The sequence below is a fragment of the Vibrio alfacsensis genome, from assembly GCF_019670485.1.
Taxonomy (GTDB): Bacteria; Pseudomonadota; Gammaproteobacteria; order Enterobacterales; family Vibrionaceae; genus Vibrio; species Vibrio alfacsensis.
This window is the reverse complement of the sequence record NZ_AP024165.1, coordinates 77,603-96,407: the sequence shown is the minus strand read 5'-3', so window position 1 is coordinate 96,407 and position 18,805 is coordinate 77,603. Positions and strand designations below refer to the sequence as shown.

The following is an 18,805-nucleotide window of genomic DNA, read 5'->3' as shown; positions in this document are numbered from 1 at the left end:
AATTATCATTTAAGCGCTTTGCAGACCTCCTGCAACAAACCGCTAAGGTCATCTAGTAATTATGTTTCGCTTTGCAGTATCTTCCGATCTTCTCTCTACATGGAAACATGCGCTGCACCACTTTTGTGGTCGTTTCCAAGCTCAAGGGCTACTCTTTGCCCACGACTACACGCATCAATGGCAGTTCAGTGAAATCAGCACAACGGATATCCATCAAGAAGATATTGTGGCCTTACTTCAATCGATGACCAAACAGTTCAAGGCACCAAGCCTCGCGGTGGAGCGCATCAACTTTTCAGGCCAGACCTTAAGCTTTTGTCCGATATGGCAACCTAACGGTACACTTTTTGCGGCGATTGCCTTAGTCCACAACAATGAACATTCAACAGAAGTCACCATCGATTTGAGCGCTCTATGTGGACGCATTGGTTTTGACATTGGCGTGATTTTTCATCAAGAGCAATTGCGAAACCAACAGCCTGTTAATACCACATTACCGAGCTTACAAGAATTTGTTGATGGGCTAGATGACCACACATGGATAAAAAGTATTAATGGTGAATATGTCCTAACCAGCCGAACTGTTGAAGAGGCTTGGAATATGAAAAGTACGGACATTATTGGCAAAAAAGATCGCGAATTGTTTACTCCTGCACGCGCTCAACAATTTATGGATGCAGACCAAGAAGTCATCGCGACGGGTAGGCAACACACCGTCGAAGAGTGCTCGCAAGTTGATGGTAGCAACAAGCCTATTTGGTTAGAGACCATAAAATCGCCCATTCGCAACCAAGCTGGTGAGCTCATTGGAATTTTGGGTATGACACGCAATGTGACCCGTCGTAAAACCGTTGAAAACCAGCTCTCATTGGCATCGACCATTTTTAATCATTCTCATGAGGGCATGATGATCACCGATCGTACGGCCAATATTCTTGAGATTAACAGTGCCTTTACTCGCATCACTGGCTTCACCGCAGAAGAGGCCATTGGACAAAAGCCGAATATCATCCGCTCTGGCCACCATGATCCGGACTTCTACACAGAGCTATGGCGTCAGCTTAAAACAACAGGCCAATGGAAAGGTGAGTTTGTAAACCGAAGAAAGGACGGCAGCGTTTATCCCCAACTGGCGACCATCAGCACCGTCGTGGATGAAAGCAGTCATTTGGTGAATTACATCTGTGTATTTGAAGATATATCTGTACGTAAGGCGCACGAAGAAAAGCTGCAGAGAATGGCGTTTTATGATCCGCTTACCAGCTTGCCCAATCGCACTCAGCTTTTGTCATTGCTGGAACAACACATTGAAAGCGGCCGTAAACATCATCACTCTTTTGCGACCCTATTCCTCGACATTGATCACTTCAAACACATCAATGATAGCTTAGGGCACTTCTATGGTGATCAACTCCTCACTAAATTAGCGGAACGATTACAAGACGTCTTGCACCGACAAGCGCATGTGGCTCGGATCGGTGGGGATGAGTTTGTGATCATTTTGCCAAACATCCAATCAAAATCGCGACTTATCGATGCCGTTGAGGAAGTACTAAACCTATTCAACCGACCATTTAAAGTAGGTCAAAATGAATCGCTTCGCGTCTCGACGAGTATTGGCATTGCTTGCTATCCACAAGATGGTCAAGACAGTGAAACACTATTGAAAAATGCCGATACGGCAATGTACTTAGCCAAGAAAAATGGGCGCAATGGCTATGCATTTTATTCTCCAGATTTAACCGACAAGTCAATTTCTCACGTTCGTCTACAATCTGCGCTGCATGAAGCGATTGAAAAAAATGAGCTTTATCTGGTTTATCAGCCTCAATACCAAATCCAAAACCACAAGGTCGTCGGTGTTGAAGCATTGTTGCGCTGGGATCACCCAGAACTCGGTAGCGTTTCTCCGGCAGAGTTCATTCCTATTGCAGAAAAAACCGGACTGATCCAAGTAATTGGTCCATGGGTAATGAAAGAGGCGTGCCGACAAGGAAAAGATTGGTTAGACCAAGGCATTGATTTTGGCAAAATGGCCATCAATGTTTCAGCGCTTCAACTGCAAAAGCCGGGGTTTATTCAACGCTTAAAAGACATTTTGCAGCAAACTCAATTTCCAGCAGATCGCATCGATTTAGAAATTACTGAAAGCTATCTACTGAATGACCCATTGCATGCGATTGAGTCTCTCAACCAGTTAAGGCAATTGGGAGTAGAAATATCATTGGATGATTTTGGAACGGGCTATTCTTCGCTATCGTATCTAAAAGGTCTACCAATCAATAAACTCAAAGTCGACCGCTCATTTGTCAGCGATGTCCCAAGCAACAACGACAGTAACGCGATCGTAAATGCGATCATTGCGATGGGTAAAACATTATCCTTAACCGTCATTGCAGAGGGGATAGAGACCGCGCAGCAAGCGCAGTACTTGCATGAGCGAGGCTGTCTATATGGTCAAGGTTATCGCTTTAGCGCGCCCGTCAGTCCTGAAGCGTTATTCAAATAATCAAAGCAAAAAGACCAAGCTTGCGCTTGGTCTTTTTCAATGTCATTGAGTTCGGCGAACTGCGCTCATATTTAGCTAAGGCACTACGCCCACTGTCCCGCAACAAAGCCACTCGACCAACACCATTGGAAGTTATAGCCGCCCAACCAACCCGTTACATCTATAACCTCACCAATGAAGTACAAGCCTTTGATGTTCTTACATTCCATGGTTTTTGAAGATAGGTGATCGGTATCTACCCCGCCTAAAGTCACTTCCGCTGTGCGGTAACCTTCTGTGCCGTTAGGTGCCACAGCCCAGTTCTCTAAACGTTCAACGATAGCTGCCATCTCTTTCGGGTTGAACTGCTTAAGCGGTTTGTCTGCCAGCTCTTTACGCTCAATCAGCACTTCAACTAAGCGCTTTGGTAGCACTTTTGCCAACGTATTCTTTAGAGATTGGTTCGGATGTTTCTCGCGACTGCACTCTAGCAATTCGGCGATATCGTCATTTGGCACGAGATTAATCGTCACCTTCTGACCCGCTTTCCAGAATGACGAGATTTGCAGTACCGATGGACCAGACAAGCCCCGGTGAGTAAACAACAGCGCTTCTTTGAACATGGTGCCATCTTGCGCCGTGATTTCTGCTGGGATAGCAATACCCGAAAGCTCAGCAAAATCTTCTTTGTCTTCCTTGTGCAAAGTAAATGGCACCAGACCTGCCGTTGTGGTGATCACTGGGATCTCGAACTGCTCAGCAATCTTATAGCCAAATGGCGTCGCACCCAGTTTTGGCATCGACAAACCACCCGTTGCGACCACCAAGGATTCACATTCAATGCTTTCCGTTCCTGCATGCAGACGAAAACCATCGTCAGTTTTTTCAATCGAATGCACATCACACTGGTAACGCTGCTGAATGTTTGGCATGTCACATTCTGCTAGCAGCATCTTAACGATGTCTTTGGCGGTAAACGCATCAACACAGAATAACTGTCCATGATCGCGCTCTTCAAACTCGATGCCGTGCTTGCTGACCATCGAGATAAAGTCCCAGTTGGTGTACTGCGACAGCGCTGATTTCACGAAGTGTGGGTTTTGGCATAAATAATTGTTTGAAGAGACATCGTAGTTAGTAAAGTTACAACGACCACCGCCTGAGATAAGGATTTTACGCCCTGGTTTTTTGGCATTATCTAGCACAAGCACATGGCGTCCACGCTTACCTGCCTCTGCCGCGCACATCAAACCCGCTGCACCCGCGCCAATTACAACAACATCAAATTTCTTACTCATCGATAACGCTCAATTACTTACTCAGGTTGGTACCGTCTAAAAAATAAAAAAGGATGTGCGTAATGCACATCCTTGCTTTGTATACAGCTATTCTACCGACAAATATCGAGCGGGAAAAGCGCTTAAATTCCAAGCACCGTATAACGATGTTCTTACTAAAGAATAAAAACCGCGACTAAAGAATAAAAGCGGCGAGCAGAGTAACGCCAAGCAGTGCCGTAGAGAGAATAAATAACTCACGTACTCGTTCACACTTATCGGTAAACAGTCCATCGTGATGATGGTGATACTCTTTACTCTTAATGTAGTGAAACAGCCTCACTTGTTTGGTGACATTACCATGCGTAGTAAAAAAGCCATTGCCATCCACTTGCTGGTAAAGCAAAGGATGCGCTTCACGCATGATATATATCAGAGAACGAAGAGCGGTAAAGTACCTGACCATGTTCACGGCGGTTACTACCATTAGCGCAAATAAGATTGTGTCTCCACTGATCATCTTTCCTCCCTACATCTTCACTGATGCTCAAGAGAAAAAGGCAAACAATGCTTCGCCCTTTACCCGCTGCTATTGCGATCTAAGCGCGTTATACAGCTGGAGCACCCATAATTGAAGATGAACCTTCTTTTGCCATTTGAGCTAGATCTTTGTCGATGAAGAACAAGGCTTTACCATCTTCACCAACCAATTCGATCTTATCTAAAATCCCTTTAAACAACTTCTCTTCTTCGTGCTGTTCTGCCACGTACCACTGTAGGAAGTTAAACGTTGAGTAGTCTTGGCTTGTAAAAGCAACATGCGCCAATTTGTTGATCTTTTCCGTGATCATTTGCTCATGTTCATAAGTTTCACGGAAAACATCGCCTAGGCTCGCAAAATCATGCTTCGGTGCTTCAATTGCACCTAGAATTGGCATTGAGCCCGTTTCGCTCACATAAGTGAAAAGACGTTGCATGTGCTCCATTTCTTCTACGGCGTGAGCGCGTAAAAATTCAGCCGCACCTTCAAAACCTTTGTCTTCACACCAAGCACTCATTTGTAAGTATAGATTGGATGAGAAAAATTCTAGATTAATTTGCTCATTCAATTGTTCAACCATAGTTTGAGACAGCATGTTAACTCCTATTTATGTCCATGCAATATACCCAAGTAACCTCAATACTGGCGGATTGGCGACAATAAAGTCACTTGGGTATAACGCCACTATAACATGATTACTATGGCAAAAGTTTGTACCATTAATATTGATATGAGATCACTTCAGCAAAAATATCTGGGACTTAGTGCTAATCTGAATCTATACCCTCTTAAGGAGATAGCAATATGAGTTACAAACATATTCTTGTGGCCGTCGACCTATCAGATGACAGTAAAGTGTTGATCAAAAAAGCGGTGTCATTGGCTAAGCCTCTAGAAGCCAAAGTCTCTTTCATTCATATCGATGTGAATTATGCCGAGCTCTACACTGGTCTTATCGATATCAATATGGCTGAGGCCCAGCACCAAGCAATGGAAGCGTCACGCACCCAATTGGCAAACTTTGAAGAGTACGCTGAGTACCCAATTACCCATACACTAGTGGGTAGCGGTGATTTGAGTAATGAACTGTGCGACACCATCCAGGAATATAACTTTGACATGGTGGTCTGCGGCCACCACCAAGATTTCTGGAGCAAGATATTGTCTTCGACGCGTCAGCTTATTAACTGCTCACCTGTCGATATGCTGGTCGTACCGCTAAAAGACTGATTTGCATTGGCGTGACCTTAAAACTTGGTTAGACTGCGGGCACATTTGTTGTTGATAAAGATTCTCATCCATGGCTTATCTATCCGCAGTTACCCTACTTTGGGCATTCTCATTTAGCCTGATCGGCGTTTATCTTGCTGGTCAGGTTGATTCTTGGTTCTCCGTTTTCATGCGCATTGCGCTGGCGAGCGTGGTGTTCATCCCTTTCTTAAAATTCCGTGGCGTTAGCAAGTCTCTGATCGTAAAACTGATGATCGTGGGCGGCTTCCAGCTCGGCTTAATGTATTGCTTCTACTACCAGTCTTTCCTGCTCCTTTCAGTACCAGAAGTATTGCTGTTCACCGTATTTACCCCGATTTACGTCACCTTGATTTATGACTTCTTGAAAGGTCGATTCTCGCCTTGGTATTTGGTCACGGCGGCTATTGCGGTACTAGGCGCGGCATGGATTAAGTTTGCGGGCATCAATGAAAACTTCTTGATGGGATTCTTAGTCGTACAGGGTGCTAACTTGTGCTTTGCCATCGGTCAGGTCGGCTATAAGTACATTATGGAAACCGAATCGGTTGAGTTGCCACAGCACACGGTATTTGGTTACTTCTATTTAGGCGCATTGTGCGTGGCGACCATCGCTTTTGCTCTGATGGGGAACTTAGACAAGATGCCAACCACAGCAACACAATGGGGCATTCTGACTTACCTTGGTTTAATTGCATCCGGCTTTGGTTACTTTGCGTGGAACAAAGGTGCGACTATGGTCAATGCTGGCGCACTCGCGGTAATGAACAATGCACTCGTCCCTGCAGGCTTAATTGTAAATATCGTAATTTGGAACCGTGACGTCGACGTAATGCGCCTGGCTGTTGGCGGCGCAATCATCATGCTATCGCTGTGGATTAACGAAACTTGGGTGAAAAAACGCGTAGAGATGAGTTACGCCAGCAAGTAACACAGCTAATCCTACAAACATTTCGACAATAAAAAACGCTCTCCAACTGGAGAGCGTTTTTTTTGATTCGATTAATGCACTTTGGCTTGCGAGCTTGTGCTCATCAAGGTGTTTGGTGGCGTTGGCAGCAACACCTCTAGTTTGGCATTTCGCGCTTCAAGCTTGCGCTGGCGTTTGAGCAATTTTTGCTGCTTTTTGGCTAACTTAAGCAACTTCTTCTGCTGCTTGTAGTGTTTCTTAACCGCTTTTTTCGCCTTCTTCAGCGCTTTCTTATCTGATAAGTCAAACATAGCTGGCGCCTCTAGCTTAGTGGTCGAGGTTACGGCTGCGACTTTCGCTGCCAGTTTTTTCTCTTTTACTCGTTCCACTACACGCTTCACAATCGCCGCTTTCTCTGCACTTTGATCAGAAGTCATAATGATTGATGTGTCTTGAGTGAGTGATGAGGTTGGCAGTGCTTCCGCCAACAAACCACAAGCCTGTTGCTCGGACAGCAACTTGTCTTGGCATTTCTGAGGTGGAATTGCAGCCGGTTTACACAAAGTATCTTTCGAAGCAGAAGATCGCGCACAAGAACGACAAACGAATTTAGGTGCAACCACCAAACGATGAATATCACCCAAGTTATCGGCGATCTGTTTGCGATTCATCTTACATAAACGTTTAGCCATGCTACTACTCCAGCGATTCCGCTATTGACAGTTTTACTCTCATACTGCCTTACAGTCTGCGACTGCATTACATTAAGTGAAATAATAATAATTCTTAATTAGATATACAATCAGAGTGCTGAATAAGCAAGCGAAAAGTGTCAGTAGACATGACGGAAAGTAGAAACGATCACAGCGCCAAATTGAGCGCTGTGAGGAGAAGTGTCGCAGAGTCAGGCAGTTAAAAAATCTTACGCTATGTTTACGCCATTGACGCTTTTACATACACATCGAAACGGTTCTTTTTCGTTTCGATTGCCATGCTTGGTTTTTGCTCATCAAGCCAATTGGCGTAATCAGGGCGCTTTACCACCACACGCTTAGTAGCTAATGACATTGCTGGCGCCAACAAGCCATCCGCATCAAGATCTGCACCGACCAAAGATTGGAAGACGCGCATCTCTTTTTTCACTAATGCCGATTTCTTTTTGTTTTCAGGATGTGGGTACATTGGATCAAGGTAAACAACATCTGGCTGCACGAAATCTTTGTCTTGCGCCAATTGTTCTAACGCATCGTGACTAGAAGCATGAATGAGCGACATGCGCTCTGATACCCAAGTACCAATTTCTGGATCGTGCTTTGCGCGAGCCAAGCCGTCATCCAACAATGCAGCGACCACTGGATGACGCTCAACCATCTGCACTTTACAACCTAACGACGCCAATACGAACGCATCGCGCCCTAAGCCTGCGGTGCCATCAAGTACGGTTGGCGTCGCGCCTTTGTTCAAGCCTGCGGCTTTGGCGATGGCCTGTCCTTTACCGCCACCGAACTTACGGCGATGCCCCACTGCGCCACCAATCAAATCAACAAAGATCGCCCCTAGCTTTGGCTCGTCCACTTTACGCAACTCTAAACGCTCAGTTGTTAAGACTAAGGCAAAATCACTATCATCAGTGTGAGAAAGCTGCCAACGCGCAGCGAGTTCATCAAGGTGAGACTGTTGAGATGGGTCTTCACAAATCAATTGCAGTTGCAAAAGGAGGCTCCAGTAAAATCGGTTTAACTGCCGCTGAGTGTATACCCAAATAACCTATAGATGCTAGGTTCCGCCAAATTGATTTCACTCGGTCATGCTCTTAACAAACAAGCGTGACTGTACGAAGTTCCGTCGATGCGTATAGAATGACCTTTGTCTCTCATCCTTATGGAACGATTTGTATGAATGTCAGCTTGCCTAAACTGGACGATCTCGACCGCGCAATTCTTAAGACTTTAATGGCCGACGCTCGAACGCCATATGCAGAAATGGCAAAACAATTTGATGTTAGCCCAGCAACCATCCACGTTCGCATCGAGAAAATGAAAGCGGCGGATATCATCGAAGGGACGGAGGTCATTGTAAACACCAAGAAGCTTGGTTACGACGTGTGCTGTTTTATCGGCATTAACCTCAATGCGGCGCGTGATTATCATTCTGCACTCGAAAAGCTCAATGCGCTCGATGAAGTGGTCGAAGCCTACTACACCACTGGCGCATACAATATTTTTGTTAAGCTGATGTGCAAATCGATTGAAGAACTTCAATTTGTATTGATTGATAAGCTTCAAGCGATCGACGAAGTGCAATCCACCGAGACCCTGATTTCGTTGCAAAACCCAATCAACCGCAACGTAAATCCTTAGTTTTTAAATCTGGCTTTCTAAATCTAGTTTTCTAAATCAAAGAACAAAAAAATGGGCAGCCACTTGGCTGCCCATTTTCATTCTCAATCGAAATTACGCTGCGATACCTGAATGGCGCAGTAGCGCATCGATTTCTGGTTCACGGCCACGGAAGCGCTTAAATAGCTCCATTGGTTCTTCACTGCCACCCATTTCTAGGATGTTGTTTAAGAAACTTAGACCGGTTTCTTTGTTGAAGATGCCCTCTTCTTCAAAGCGAGAGAACGCATCTGAAGACAACACTTCTGCCCATAGGTAGCTGTAGTAACCTGCGCTGTAACCACCCGCGAAGATGTGACCAAAGCTGTGTGAGAAACGCGCCCACTCAACCGCTGGTACAACCGCCACTTTCTCTTTCACTTCAGCCAAGGTTTCAAGCACACGAGCACCCACTTCTGGATCGTATTCAGTGTGCAGAGTGAAGTCGAACAAACCGAACTCTAGTTGACGTAGGATACCCATCGCTGACTGGAAGTTCTTCGCTGCTAGCATTTTATCTAGCATCGCTTTTGGTAGTGGCTCGCCAGTCTCGTAGTGACCAGAGATAAACGCCAGCGCATCTTCTTCCCAACACCAGTTTTCTAGGAACTGACTTGGTAGCTCAACCGCATCCCAAGGTACACCGTTAATGCCAGAGACTGCGCCCGTTTCTACTCGCGTCAGCATGTGGTGGATACCGTGACCAAACTCGTGGAACAGAGTCACCACTTCATCGTGAGTAAACAATGCAGGCTTGTCGCCCACTGGACGGTTGAAGTTACACGTTAGGTAAGCAACCGGTGTTTGTAGCTCGCCAGATTGCGTGACACGACGACCACGGCAATCATCCATCCACGCACCGCCACGTTTGTGTTCGCGTGCGTATAGATCTAGGTAGAAGCTGCCGCGCAGTGTGCCTTTGTCATCGAAGATATCGAAGAAACGCACTGATTCGTGCCAAGTGTCTACGCCTTCACGCTCTGTCACTGTCATACCAAACACGCGGTTTAACACTTCAAACAGACCACTTACTGCTTTTGATTCAGGGAAGTAAGGACGCAGTTCTTCATCCGAGATTTGGAACAAGTGCTGCTTTTGCTTCTCGCTGTAGTACGCGATGTCCCATACGTTTAGCTCGCTAACACCAAATTCCGCATTCGCAAACTGGCGTAGCTCTTCGATTTCGCGCTCACCTTGTGGTTTCGCTTTGGTTGCCAAATCGTTCAAGAAGCCAAGCACTTGCGCTGGATTCTCTGCCATTTTGGTTGCCAGAGATTTCTCGCTGTAAGTGTTAAAACCCAACATGCGAGAGATTTCATGACGCAGTTTTAGCTGCTCAGTGATGATTTCTGAGTTGTCCCATTTACCTGCGTTTGGACCACGGTCAGAGGCGCGTGTTACGTACGCTTCGTACACTTCTTTACGTAGGTCTTGGTTATCACAGTACGTCATCACCGGTAGGTAAGATGGGATATCTAGCGTGATTAGGTAGCCATCCAGCTCTTTTGCTTCTGCTGCCGCTTTTGCTGCTGCAAGTGCGGATTCTGGCATTCCCGCTAAGTCTTTTTCATCAGTAATATGCTTGGTCCAACCCATGGTTGCATCCAACACATTGTTGGAGAATTTTGAGCTCAGCTCAGACATGCGCTTGCTGATTTCGCCATAGCGGTGTTGCTCGTCCGCAGGCAAACCGATACCTGAAAGCTCAAAATCACGCAGCGAATCCGTGATGGTCTTTTGTTGTGCGCGTGTCAGGTTTGCGAACTCTTCGCTTGCTTTGATCGATTTGTACGCTTCGTACAGACCTTTGTGTTGGCCAACCCAAGTACCGTACTCAGACAAAATTGGTAAGCAGCTTTCGTAAGCTTCACGTAGCGCTTCGCTATTCACCACTGAGTTCATGTGACCCACTGGTGACCAAATGCGGCTCAAACGATCATCGATCTCTTCAATCGGCGCGATCACACTTGCCCAGCTTGGGTTTGCATTGTCTTTTAGTACCTCATCAACTTTGGCACGACAATCTGCAATCGCCTGCTCCACTGCAGGTTTAATGTATTCTGGTTTGATTTGTGAAAACGGAGGAAGATCCGTAAACGTAAGAAGTGGATTAGACATGAATAATTCCTTTTGTGTTTTGGCTCTGTAATTGCCTATCTATATTTATTGAAATAGGCCAACTCAATGCACAGGCAAGTCAACAACATGGATGGGGGATCTCCGTTCCCTTTATCTATGCCGCGATGACCAAATGGTCAAAGAGCGCTTGCTCTGTCCTTGAGTCTTATAGGTTTCGTCATGTCATAAGAGAGTATGTCACTCAAACACGACGCGTTTTAGTATTGTTACAAATAACTAAATATGGGTAGCGCAATGAAATTTCAATGCTACTTCCGCACCAACGGTGTTTCATTTACGTTGAATTGAACGGAAGTTCTACATATTCGAGTTACTTGAGTATAATACCTCCATAAATCGAAAATCACAGACCACACTCATTCAAAGAGTGTTTCGAGAGTTTAATTTGTTAAGTTACCGCCACAGCTTCCACGCTGGCAACCATGCTGACGTGGTAAAACACATCGTTCAAAGCCTCATTCTTGATGCACTAAAGCAGAAAGATAAGCCGTTTGTTTATCACGATACCCACTCGGGTGTGGGACGCTACGATCTGACTCACGAATGGTCTGAGAAAACGGGTGAATACAAACAAGGCATCGCGCGCATTTGGGATAACCCAAACATCCCTGAAGACATCGCCAGCTACATCGACTCAATCAAAACATTGAACAACGGTGAAAATCTGCGTTACTACCCAGGCTCACCACGCGTTGCACGTGCGCAGATCCGCCCTCAAGACCGTATGATTCTGACAGAATTACACCCAGCCGATCACCCGCTGCTTGAGCAAGAGTTCCACCGCGATCGTCAAGTGAGTATCTACAAAGAAGACGGCTTTAAGCGTCTGAAAGGCAGTTTGCCACCGCAAGAACGCCGTGGTTTGGTGCTGATTGATCCTCCATACGAGTTGGCGAAAGAGTACCGTGATGTCGTCCAAGCGATTCATCAAAGTTACAAACGCTGGGCAACAGGCATTTACGCGATTTGGTACCCAGTGGTAAACCGCTGTGATATCGAAGATATGATTGAAGGCTTGGAAGGACTTGGCATTCGCAAAATCCTACAAATCGAGCTTGGCGTATCTCCAGATACCAACGAGCGCGGCATGACGGCATCTGGCATGATCGTGATTAACCCTCCGTGGAAACTGGAAAGCCAGATGAAAGAGATTCTGCCATTCCTACAAGAAGCGATCGCACCAGCAACGGGCCACTGGAAAGTTGACTGGATCGTTCCAGAGTAAATACCTCTTCTGCTCTTTAAGCTTTTAAACGCAACGATGAAATCGTTGCGTTTTTTTTTTGATTTTTCGTTCATTTTGAATTCCAAATACTCGCCTTATTCCGCTTTGCTATCCTTTCATCGCTATTTGTCATAAGCAATGTCACTTTTTCCCATTTAGGAAATTGCTAGACTCGATTTATGATAGGGACAATGGATCATGCCTAAGTCAGTTCAACAGGCCTAGGCAGGTAACAATTCATTTCGGGATGTTGAGTTCATCACCCACCACCCCAATGTAATTGTTATAAGACAAAAATTAATAAGCTCTTGGAGAAAGTAATGGCGACTCATTTTGATTATATCTGTATCGGCGGCGGCAGCGGCGGTATCGCATCAGCAAACCGTGCAGCAATGTACGGTGCTAAAGTAGCGCTTATCGAAGCTCAAGACCTTGGCGGTACCTGTGTAAACGTTGGTTGTGTGCCTAAGAAAGTGATGTGGCACGGCGCGCAAGTTGCAGAAGCAATGAACCTGTACGCAGAAGACTACGGCTTCGATGTAGATGTAAAAGGTTTCGACTGGAGCAAACTGGTTGAGAGTCGTCAGGCTTACATTGGTCGTATCCACCAATCTTACGACCGCGTTCTTGGCAACAACAAAGTAAACGTTATCAAAGGTTTTGCTAAGTTCGTTGACGAGAAAACGGTTGAAGTAAATGGTGAACACTACACAGCAGATCACATTCTGATCGCAGTGGGTGGTCGTCCAACGATTCCAAACATCCCTGGCGCAGAATACGGCATCGATTCAAACGGCTTCTTCGAGCTTGCTGAGCAACCAAAACGCGTTGCAGTGATCGGTGCAGGTTACATCGCGGTAGAAATCGCCGGCGTACTGCATGCACTTGGTACAGAAACGCACCTATTCGTTCGTAAAGAATCACCGCTACGTAGCTTCGATCCAATGATCATTGAAACGCTAGTAGAAGTGATGGACGCAGAAGGTCCAACGCTGCACACCCACTCTGTGCCAAAAGAAGTGGTAAAAGAAGCAGACGGCAGCCTAACTCTGCACCTAGAAAACGGTGAGAGCCAAAACGTTGATACCCTAATCTGGGCAATCGGTCGTCACCCAGCAACTGACGCTATCAACCTAGCATCAACTGGCGTTGCAACGAACGATCGTGGCTACATCAAGGTAGACGAATACCAAGAAACGAACGTGAAAGGCATCTACTGTGTAGGTGACATCATGGAAGGCGGTATCGAGCTAACACCAGTGGCGGTGAAAGCGGGTCGTCAACTTTCTGAGCGTCTGTTCAACAACAAACCAAACGCGAAGATGGACTACGATTTGGTACCAACTGTGGTATTCAGCCACCCACCAATCGGCACTATCGGTCTAACGACTCAAGAAGCTGAAGAGAAGTACGGTAAAGACAACATCAAAGTCTACACGTCTGGCTTTACTGCGATGTACACAGCGGTTACTAAGCACCGTCAACCATGTAAGATGAAGCTAGTATGTGCTGGCGAAGAAGAAACGGTTGTTGGTCTTCACGGCATCGGCTTTACGGTTGATGAAATGATTCAAGGCTTCGGCGTAGCAATGAAGATGGGCGCAACCAAAGCAGACTTCGACTCTGTTGTGGCTATCCACCCGACGGGCTCAGAAGAGTTCGTGACGATGCGCTGATAGCGCCAATTGCGTTAATCGTTGACATATGAATTAACGACTTAACACAAAGAGAAAGGGCCATCATTAATGGCCCTTTTTACATCCACAAAGCGACATGGCTTGAGCATTTTAGCTCCTCCTATCACTTAAGTTGCTGCAAGTACTTATAAACCGTCGGTTCTGAGATATTCAGGCTATGCGCAACTTTACCGACAGTACCTTTTAATAAAAAGATACCCTCATTATTCAACTCAGTTACGATGGTGATTTTGTCTTCTTTCGATAAGTCTTCAATTGGCACAGGGTAAGCCTCTAGCACCTTATCAATGCGAATATCGACCATTTCAGGGATACTGACCCCCAAGTGCTCATCAATCTGATTCTCTTCAGAAAATGTAGGGTAACCGGACAGCAGAGAATCAATAAAGCGCTTCGCATTAACAAACTGCTCCACCATCATATTAATACACATGGCGCCAACAATTTGCTTTTCTGCATTTCGAATATAGAACGTCGCACACTTCAGCTTTTTGTTGTCTTTCGATAAGCCAACGTAGTTACATTCATAATCCACCGACTTATCTGTCGCCAGAGACTTTGCTACCAAGTTAGTGATCGGATCGCCAACTTTTCTTCCACTAATATGGCCATTACGAATCTTATAAATTGATTGCTCTAAATCGGATAGATCATGCAATACGACTTCAACATCTTCACCTAAAAAATCCGCCAACATATCGACTATCGGTTCATACAGCGACAGGTAATCCATGCCACATTCCCTCCTTTATATTTTGATAATAATTTATCACAAACAACCTTACCAAACGCACTAATTATAATAAATTTTATTATTTATTCATTTTGGAGATCAAAATCACGTTCAACGTATAATTTTTTAGCGATAATGTTCCACAGAAAAGCAAACGGATAAATTTTTATCTGTTAATACTTAATTATACGAGTGAAACATTATGTGGAAAAAGCTAGAGCCATACCGCTCATCAATCGTCTTGCTACTCGCGCTCATAATTGGCGCCATCTTTGGCATTGCGGCACCTGAACTTGCACTAAAAGTAAAACCAATCGGTCAAATCTTTCTAAACCTTCTTTTCATGGTGATCGTTCCTTTGGTTTCACTCAGTGTTATGTCTTCGATTGCCAGCATGACTGACCTGAAAAAGCTGGGCAAAATCCTTGGCCTAGTATTGGTTATCTCAATTGCAATGGCATTCTTCCCTGCACTTGGTATCGTGGGCATCGCACAGATGTTTGACATCTCTCAAGGTGTAACCATCGATCTAAGCCAAGAATTCACTGGTGGCAGCGGCGGTATGGATTTCGTAAGCATGTTCACGACGAATGATTTTGTGGGTCTGCTATCTAAATCAAACATCCTTGCATTGATCATCATGTCTGTTCTTGCAGGTATCGCGACAAGTCAAGCTGGTGAGAAAGGCAAGAAAATCGCTGAGCTTATCGATGCAGCTAACGCAATCGTAATGAACATTGTTGGCCTAATCATGAAGCTTGCTCCTGTTGGTCTAGGCGCGTTCTTCGCCGCAACAATGGCTTCACAAGACAGCTCGATCCTTGCACCTCTAGCAACCGTTATTGGCCTACTTTGTGGCTACATGGTGGCTTACTACATCGTTGGTGCGTGTGTTTACTCGTACATCGGTGGTGGCGTGAATGGTGTAAAACAATTCTGGAAATACGCTGCGGCACCTTCAATCACTGCTCTAGGTACTTGCTCATCTCTGGGTACACTACCAGTCACGATCAAAACAGCAGATAACATGGGCATTCGTAAAGACATTTACGATATTTGTATCCCTCTGTTTGTAAACCTAAACAAATCCGGCGTAGCGATCACTGCAGCGATTAAAGTTGTCTTCATCTACGCAGTATTAGGCCTACCGTTCACATTTGATGTATTCGCTATGACGATGGTTATCGCAGTGCTATCTGCAATCATCATTGGTGGCGTACCTGGTGGTGCATTCTTGGGTGAAATCTTCATCGTAACCACTCTCGGTCTTCCACTTGAAGCAATTCCAGTTCTGGTTGTAATCGGCACGGTATGTGACGCACCAGCAACCGTACTAAACGTAGTACACGACTTAAACGCGACACAAATCGTTGAGCGCTTTATGGGCAAAGAAACACAACAACAAGAACAAATTCAACCTGTTGAACAACTGGCATAGGACACAGACAAATGACAAGTAAACATATCGAAACCAAATTGGTAACTGCTGGCCGTAAACCTCGTTTCTTACAAGGCTCTGTAAACCCAGTAATTCAACGTGCGTCTTCTCTCGTATTTGACAGCGTTCAACAAAAAAAACACGCAACGGCAAACCGCGCAAAAGGTGAACTGTTCTACGGTCGTCGCGGCACTTTAACTCACTTCGCTCTGCAGGATGCGATGTGTGAACTAGAAGGTGGTGCAGGTTGTTACCTATACCCATGTGGTGCAGCAGCAGTTTCTAACTCGATTCTAGCGTTCGTTGAATCTGGCGACCACGTTCTAATGACAGGTGCAGCATACGAGCCGACACAAGACTTCTGTAACATCGTACTAAAAGACATGGGCGTTTCGACCACTTACTATGACCCAAGTGTTGGTGAAAAAATCGCAGAACTAGTACAAGACAATACAAAAGTGGTTTTCCTTGAATCACCAAGCTCAATCACGATGGAAGTACAAGATATTCCTGGGATTGTGAAAGCGATTCGTGCCATCAATGAAGAAATCATCATTATGATCGACAACACTTGGGCTGCGGGCATTCTATTCCCTGCACTTGAGTTCGGCATCGATATCTCTATTCAAGCGGGTACGAAGTACATCATTGGTCACTCAGATGCGATGCTTGGCACGGCGGTAAGTAACGAGCGTTGCTGGGATCGCCTACGTGAGCGTTCTTACTTGATGGGTCAAATGGTTGATGCGGACACCGCTTATGTAGCGGCACGCGGCCTACGCACGATGGGCATTCGTCTTGCACAACATGAACAAGCAAGTATCGAAGTCGCGAAATGGTTGGAAGCTCGTCCAGAGGTTGCGGTAGTAAACCACCCTGCACTACCAAGCTGTAAAGGTCATGAGTTCTATGTTCGTGACTTCAAAGGCTGTAACGGTCTATTCAGCTTTGTGCTGAACAAGAAACTGTCTCAAGAAGAGCTAGAACTTTACCTAGATAACTTTGAGCATTTCTCTATGGCTTACTCATGGGGTGGTTACGAATCATTGATTCTTGCAAACCAACCTGAAGAGCTAAACGCGATTCGCCCTGCAAACCCTGTAGACTTTGAAGGCACACTTATCCGCGTTCATATCGGCCTAGAAAACGTTGCTGACCTTATTGAAGACCTAGAGAAAGGCTTCGACCGTATTTACAAATAATATCGACAGCACCACAGTTGGATGTGGTGCTTTTTTTTGGAGTTTCTATGCAAATTGTATTTTCTGATCAAGCGCCTGCAGCAGTAGGCCCATTCTCACAAGCGATCAAATCTAACGGCATGTTGTACCTATCTGGCCAACTTCCACTAAACCCTGAAACAATGAAGTTCGCATCAGACAACGTGACAGGTCAAGCTGAACAAATCTTTAAGAACATCAGCGCAGTACTTGCGGAAGCCGGCTGTGAAAAAACTCAAGTAGTGAAAACGACGGTATTCCTTTCTGATATGAACAACTTTGCCGAGTTCAATACTGCTTATGCTGCGTTCTTCGAAGAGCACAAACCTGCTCGATCTTGCGTAGAAGTCGCTCGTCTTCCGCTTGATGCACTTGTTGAGATTGAGCTGATCGCTGAGCTGTAACTTACCTCACTCCTGATCCCCCTAAAGCCAACAGACATGACACCATGCTGTTGGCTTTTTTCTATCGTAATATACTGCTTTAACACATATCAGCTCTGCCCCATAAACTTAATTAAGCCCCCTCTGATCACACTCCATCACTCGAGCTACCCGTCTATCTATCTTTTTTGCCTGCCTGTCTGTCTAGCAAGTTACTTTGTTATCCTTTATTCATTCTTAGCAGAAGCCTGCTTTGAGCTTTTGCTTGGTAAGCAGCATATCGGTACCTTGGTCCATTCCATTTCAAATATCACAAGGTGCGAACCAGCATTGATACTCGGAGCCTCACTGCCACTTCTCTTTCGAACTTAACCTCAACTTAATACGCCAGACCGACGAGTAAAACACCCCAAATAGCACGCAAACAAAAAGGGTCATCAATGACTTGATGACCCTTTTTCTATTCACGTTTTACAACGTTCGGGGGTATTTCGGAGCCGTTTGCGCGTTTTACTTAACTGCGCGAACCAATTCTGCAATGCCATCCCAATCGCCACTGTCCATCATTGCTGTTGGTACCATCCAAGTACCGCCACAAGCTACAACGGATTTAAGCGCTAGGTAATCTTCCACGTTAGATGGGCTTACACCACCTGTTGGCATGAATTCCACTGGGTAAACTGCCGTTAGTGCTTTAAGCATGTTTACGCCGCCTGATGGCTCAGCAGGGAAGAACTTCAGGGTACGTAGACCCATTTCCATTGCTTGCTCAACCAAGCTTGGGTTGTTCACACCCGGTACGATTGTCACGTTGCGTTGCTGACAGTATTTCACTGTGGTTGGGTTGAAACCAGGGCTCACGATAAAGTCCACACCCGCTTCAATCGCGATGTCCACTTGCTCTGTTGTCAGTACTGTACCAGCACCGATCAGCAGTTCTGGGTACGCTTCACGCATGATGCGGATCGACTCAGCCGCCGCTTCAGTGCGGAATGTTACTTCCGCACATGGTAAACCGTTTTCTACCAACACTTTTGCCAGTGGCAGAGCGTGTGCTACATCGTTGATTGCGATAACTGGGACGATTTTGATTTCTCTTAATCGTTGTTCAAGTGTTGTCATGGGTAA

The 18,805-nt window shown here is 45.6% G+C and carries 17 protein-coding genes; 9 read left to right on the top strand and 8 right to left on the bottom strand.

All coding sequences use genetic code 11. The annotated features are described in order from the left end of the window. The first annotated feature begins 61 nt into the window (after positions 1–61). Complete coding sequence (locus VA249_RS00455) at positions 62–2,509, top strand: sensor domain-containing protein (RefSeq protein ID WP_221068454.1); 2,448 nt, start codon at positions 62–64, stop codon at positions 2,507–2,509. A gap of 83 nt (positions 2,510–2,592) precedes the next feature. Here the strand turns inward: VA249_RS00455 and VA249_RS00450 are convergent, their stop codons facing one another. The 3 genes from VA249_RS00450 to ftnA all read right to left on the bottom strand — a co-directional run bounded on the left by VA249_RS00450 (position 2,593) and on the right by ftnA (position 4,901). Beyond that, positions 2,593–3,786 carry a BaiN/RdsA family NAD(P)/FAD-dependent oxidoreductase gene (locus VA249_RS00450; RefSeq protein WP_221068453.1) on the bottom strand — a complete coding sequence of 398 codons (1,194 nt, stop codon included), beginning with the start codon at positions 3,784–3,786 and terminating at the stop codon, positions 2,593–2,595. Between the two features lie 175 nt (positions 3,787–3,961). Beyond that, positions 3,962–4,285 carry a universal stress protein UspB gene (gene uspB / locus VA249_RS00445; RefSeq protein ID WP_128812092.1) on the bottom strand — a complete coding sequence of 108 codons (324 nt, stop codon included), beginning with the start codon at positions 4,283–4,285 and terminating at the stop codon, positions 3,962–3,964. Positions 4,286–4,373: 88 nt separating this feature from the next. Then, entirely contained in the window at positions 4,374–4,901 is a 528-nt protein-coding gene (gene ftnA, locus VA249_RS00440; protein WP_128812094.1) for a non-heme ferritin, read from the bottom strand. Positions 4,902–5,110: 209 nt separating this feature from the next. On the opposite strand from ftnA, the gene uspA reads away from it, so the two are divergent. Together uspA and VA249_RS00430 are read left to right on the top strand one after the other, a co-directional pair. Beyond that, positions 5,111–5,536 carry a universal stress protein UspA gene (gene uspA, locus VA249_RS00435; RefSeq protein ID WP_211915629.1) on the top strand — a complete coding sequence of 142 codons (426 nt, stop codon included), beginning with the start codon at positions 5,111–5,113 and terminating at the stop codon, positions 5,534–5,536. A 70-nt stretch (positions 5,537–5,606) separates the two neighbouring features. Then, positions 5,607–6,485 carry a carboxylate/amino acid/amine transporter gene (locus tag VA249_RS00430; protein WP_221068452.1) on the top strand — a complete coding sequence of 293 codons (879 nt, stop codon included), beginning with the start codon at positions 5,607–5,609 and terminating at the stop codon, positions 6,483–6,485. A gap of 71 nt (positions 6,486–6,556) precedes the next feature. On the opposite strand, the gene VA249_RS00425 is transcribed toward VA249_RS00430, so the two are convergent. Continuing rightward, complete coding sequence (locus VA249_RS00425; RefSeq protein WP_221068451.1) at positions 6,557–7,156, bottom strand: hypothetical protein; 600 nt, start codon at positions 7,154–7,156, stop codon at positions 6,557–6,559. 241 nt (positions 7,157–7,397) lie between these two features. After that, positions 7,398–8,177 carry a class I SAM-dependent methyltransferase gene (locus VA249_RS00420; RefSeq protein ID WP_221068450.1) on the bottom strand — a complete coding sequence of 260 codons (780 nt, stop codon included), beginning with the start codon at positions 8,175–8,177 and terminating at the stop codon, positions 7,398–7,400. 182 nt (positions 8,178–8,359) lie between these two features. Here VA249_RS00420 and asnC point away from each other — a divergent pair, with 182 nt between their 5' ends. Next, positions 8,360–8,824: a transcriptional regulator AsnC gene (asnC, locus tag VA249_RS00415; RefSeq protein ID WP_128812348.1), complete on the top strand. Its 465-nt coding sequence runs from the start codon at positions 8,360–8,362 to the stop codon at positions 8,822–8,824. A gap of 93 nt (positions 8,825–8,917) precedes the next feature. On the opposite strand, the gene prlC is transcribed toward asnC, so the two are convergent. After that, positions 8,918–10,960, bottom strand: coding sequence for an oligopeptidase A (prlC, locus tag VA249_RS00410; protein WP_221068449.1), 2,043 nt, complete (start codon positions 10,958–10,960; stop codon positions 8,918–8,920). A 406-nt stretch (positions 10,961–11,366) separates the two neighbouring features. Between prlC and VA249_RS00405 the strand changes: the two genes are divergently transcribed. Both VA249_RS00405 and gorA read left to right on the top strand, forming a co-directional pair. Next, a complete protein-coding gene (locus VA249_RS00405) occupies positions 11,367–12,206 on the top strand; it encodes a 23S rRNA (adenine(2030)-N(6))-methyltransferase RlmJ (protein ID WP_221068448.1) in 840 nt (279 codons plus the stop codon). Between the two features lie 320 nt (positions 12,207–12,526). After that, complete coding sequence (gene gorA, locus VA249_RS00400; RefSeq protein ID WP_005429991.1) at positions 12,527–13,882, top strand: glutathione-disulfide reductase; 1,356 nt, start codon at positions 12,527–12,529, stop codon at positions 13,880–13,882. A 124-nt stretch (positions 13,883–14,006) separates the two neighbouring features. Here gorA and VA249_RS00395 read toward each other — a convergent pair whose 3' ends face one another. Continuing rightward, on the bottom strand, positions 14,007–14,636 hold the full coding sequence (locus VA249_RS00395) for a helix-turn-helix transcriptional regulator (protein WP_080535477.1): 630 nt from the start codon (positions 14,634–14,636) through the stop codon (positions 14,007–14,009). 202 nt (positions 14,637–14,838) lie between these two features. Here VA249_RS00395 and VA249_RS00390 point away from each other — a divergent pair, with 202 nt between their 5' ends. Genes VA249_RS00390 through VA249_RS00380 form a run of 3 tightly spaced genes read left to right on the top strand, consistent with a single transcriptional unit; the run spans position 14,839 to position 17,698 of the window. Continuing rightward, positions 14,839–16,074 (top strand): dicarboxylate/amino acid:cation symporter, encoded by a 1,236-nt coding sequence (locus tag VA249_RS00390; RefSeq protein WP_211915633.1) that lies wholly within the window; start codon positions 14,839–14,841, stop codon positions 16,072–16,074. 11 nt (positions 16,075–16,085) lie between these two features. Next, entirely contained in the window at positions 16,086–17,276 is a 1,191-nt protein-coding gene (gene metC, locus VA249_RS00385) for a cystathionine beta-lyase (protein WP_221068447.1), read from the top strand. Positions 17,277–17,323: 47 nt separating this feature from the next. Beyond that, positions 17,324–17,698, top strand: coding sequence for a RidA family protein (locus VA249_RS00380; RefSeq protein WP_072610207.1), 375 nt, complete (start codon positions 17,324–17,326; stop codon positions 17,696–17,698). A gap of 489 nt (positions 17,699–18,187) precedes the next feature. Here the strand turns inward: VA249_RS00380 and VA249_RS00375 are convergent, their stop codons facing one another. Then, the gene (locus VA249_RS00375) at positions 18,188–18,799 is read right to left on the bottom strand and encodes a bifunctional 4-hydroxy-2-oxoglutarate aldolase/2-dehydro-3-deoxy-phosphogluconate aldolase (RefSeq protein WP_128812108.1); all 612 of its coding nucleotides are present in this window, start codon (positions 18,797–18,799) and stop codon (positions 18,188–18,190) included. Positions 18,800–18,805: the final 6 nt, after the last annotated feature.

Excerpts from the sequence above, each read along its gene's own strand:
- VA249_RS00395 (WP_080535477.1), bottom strand. The coding sequence starts at position 14,636 with ATGGATTACCTGTCGCTGTATGAACCGATAGTCGATATGTTGGCGGAT.
- VA249_RS00425 (WP_221068451.1), bottom strand. The coding sequence starts at position 7,156 with ATGGCTAAACGTTTATGTAAGATGAATCGCAAACAGATCGCCGATAAC.
- asnC (WP_128812348.1), top strand. The coding sequence starts at position 8,360 with ATGAATGTCAGCTTGCCTAAACTGGACGATCTCGACCGCGCAATTCTT.
- VA249_RS00430 (WP_221068452.1), top strand. The coding sequence starts at position 5,607 with ATGGCTTATCTATCCGCAGTTACCCTACTTTGGGCATTCTCATTTAGC.
- prlC (WP_221068449.1), bottom strand. The coding sequence starts at position 10,960 with ATGTCTAATCCACTTCTTACGTTTACGGATCTTCCTCCGTTTTCACAA.
- gorA (WP_005429991.1), top strand. The coding sequence starts at position 12,527 with ATGGCGACTCATTTTGATTATATCTGTATCGGCGGCGGCAGCGGCGGT.
- VA249_RS00375 (WP_128812108.1), bottom strand. The coding sequence starts at position 18,799 with ATGACAACACTTGAACAACGATTAAGAGAAATCAAAATCGTCCCAGTT.
- VA249_RS00380 (WP_072610207.1), top strand. The coding sequence starts at position 17,324 with ATGCAAATTGTATTTTCTGATCAAGCGCCTGCAGCAGTAGGCCCATTC.
- uspA (WP_211915629.1), top strand. The coding sequence starts at position 5,111 with ATGAGTTACAAACATATTCTTGTGGCCGTCGACCTATCAGATGACAGT.
- ftnA (WP_128812094.1), bottom strand. The coding sequence starts at position 4,901 with ATGCTGTCTCAAACTATGGTTGAACAATTGAATGAGCAAATTAATCTA.
- metC (WP_221068447.1), top strand. The coding sequence starts at position 16,086 with ATGACAAGTAAACATATCGAAACCAAATTGGTAACTGCTGGCCGTAAA.
- uspB (WP_128812092.1), bottom strand. The coding sequence starts at position 4,285 with ATGATCAGTGGAGACACAATCTTATTTGCGCTAATGGTAGTAACCGCC.
- VA249_RS00455 (WP_221068454.1), top strand. The coding sequence starts at position 62 with ATGTTTCGCTTTGCAGTATCTTCCGATCTTCTCTCTACATGGAAACAT.
- VA249_RS00450 (WP_221068453.1), bottom strand. The coding sequence starts at position 3,786 with ATGAGTAAGAAATTTGATGTTGTTGTAATTGGCGCGGGTGCAGCGGGT.
- VA249_RS00390 (WP_211915633.1), top strand. The coding sequence starts at position 14,839 with ATGTGGAAAAAGCTAGAGCCATACCGCTCATCAATCGTCTTGCTACTC.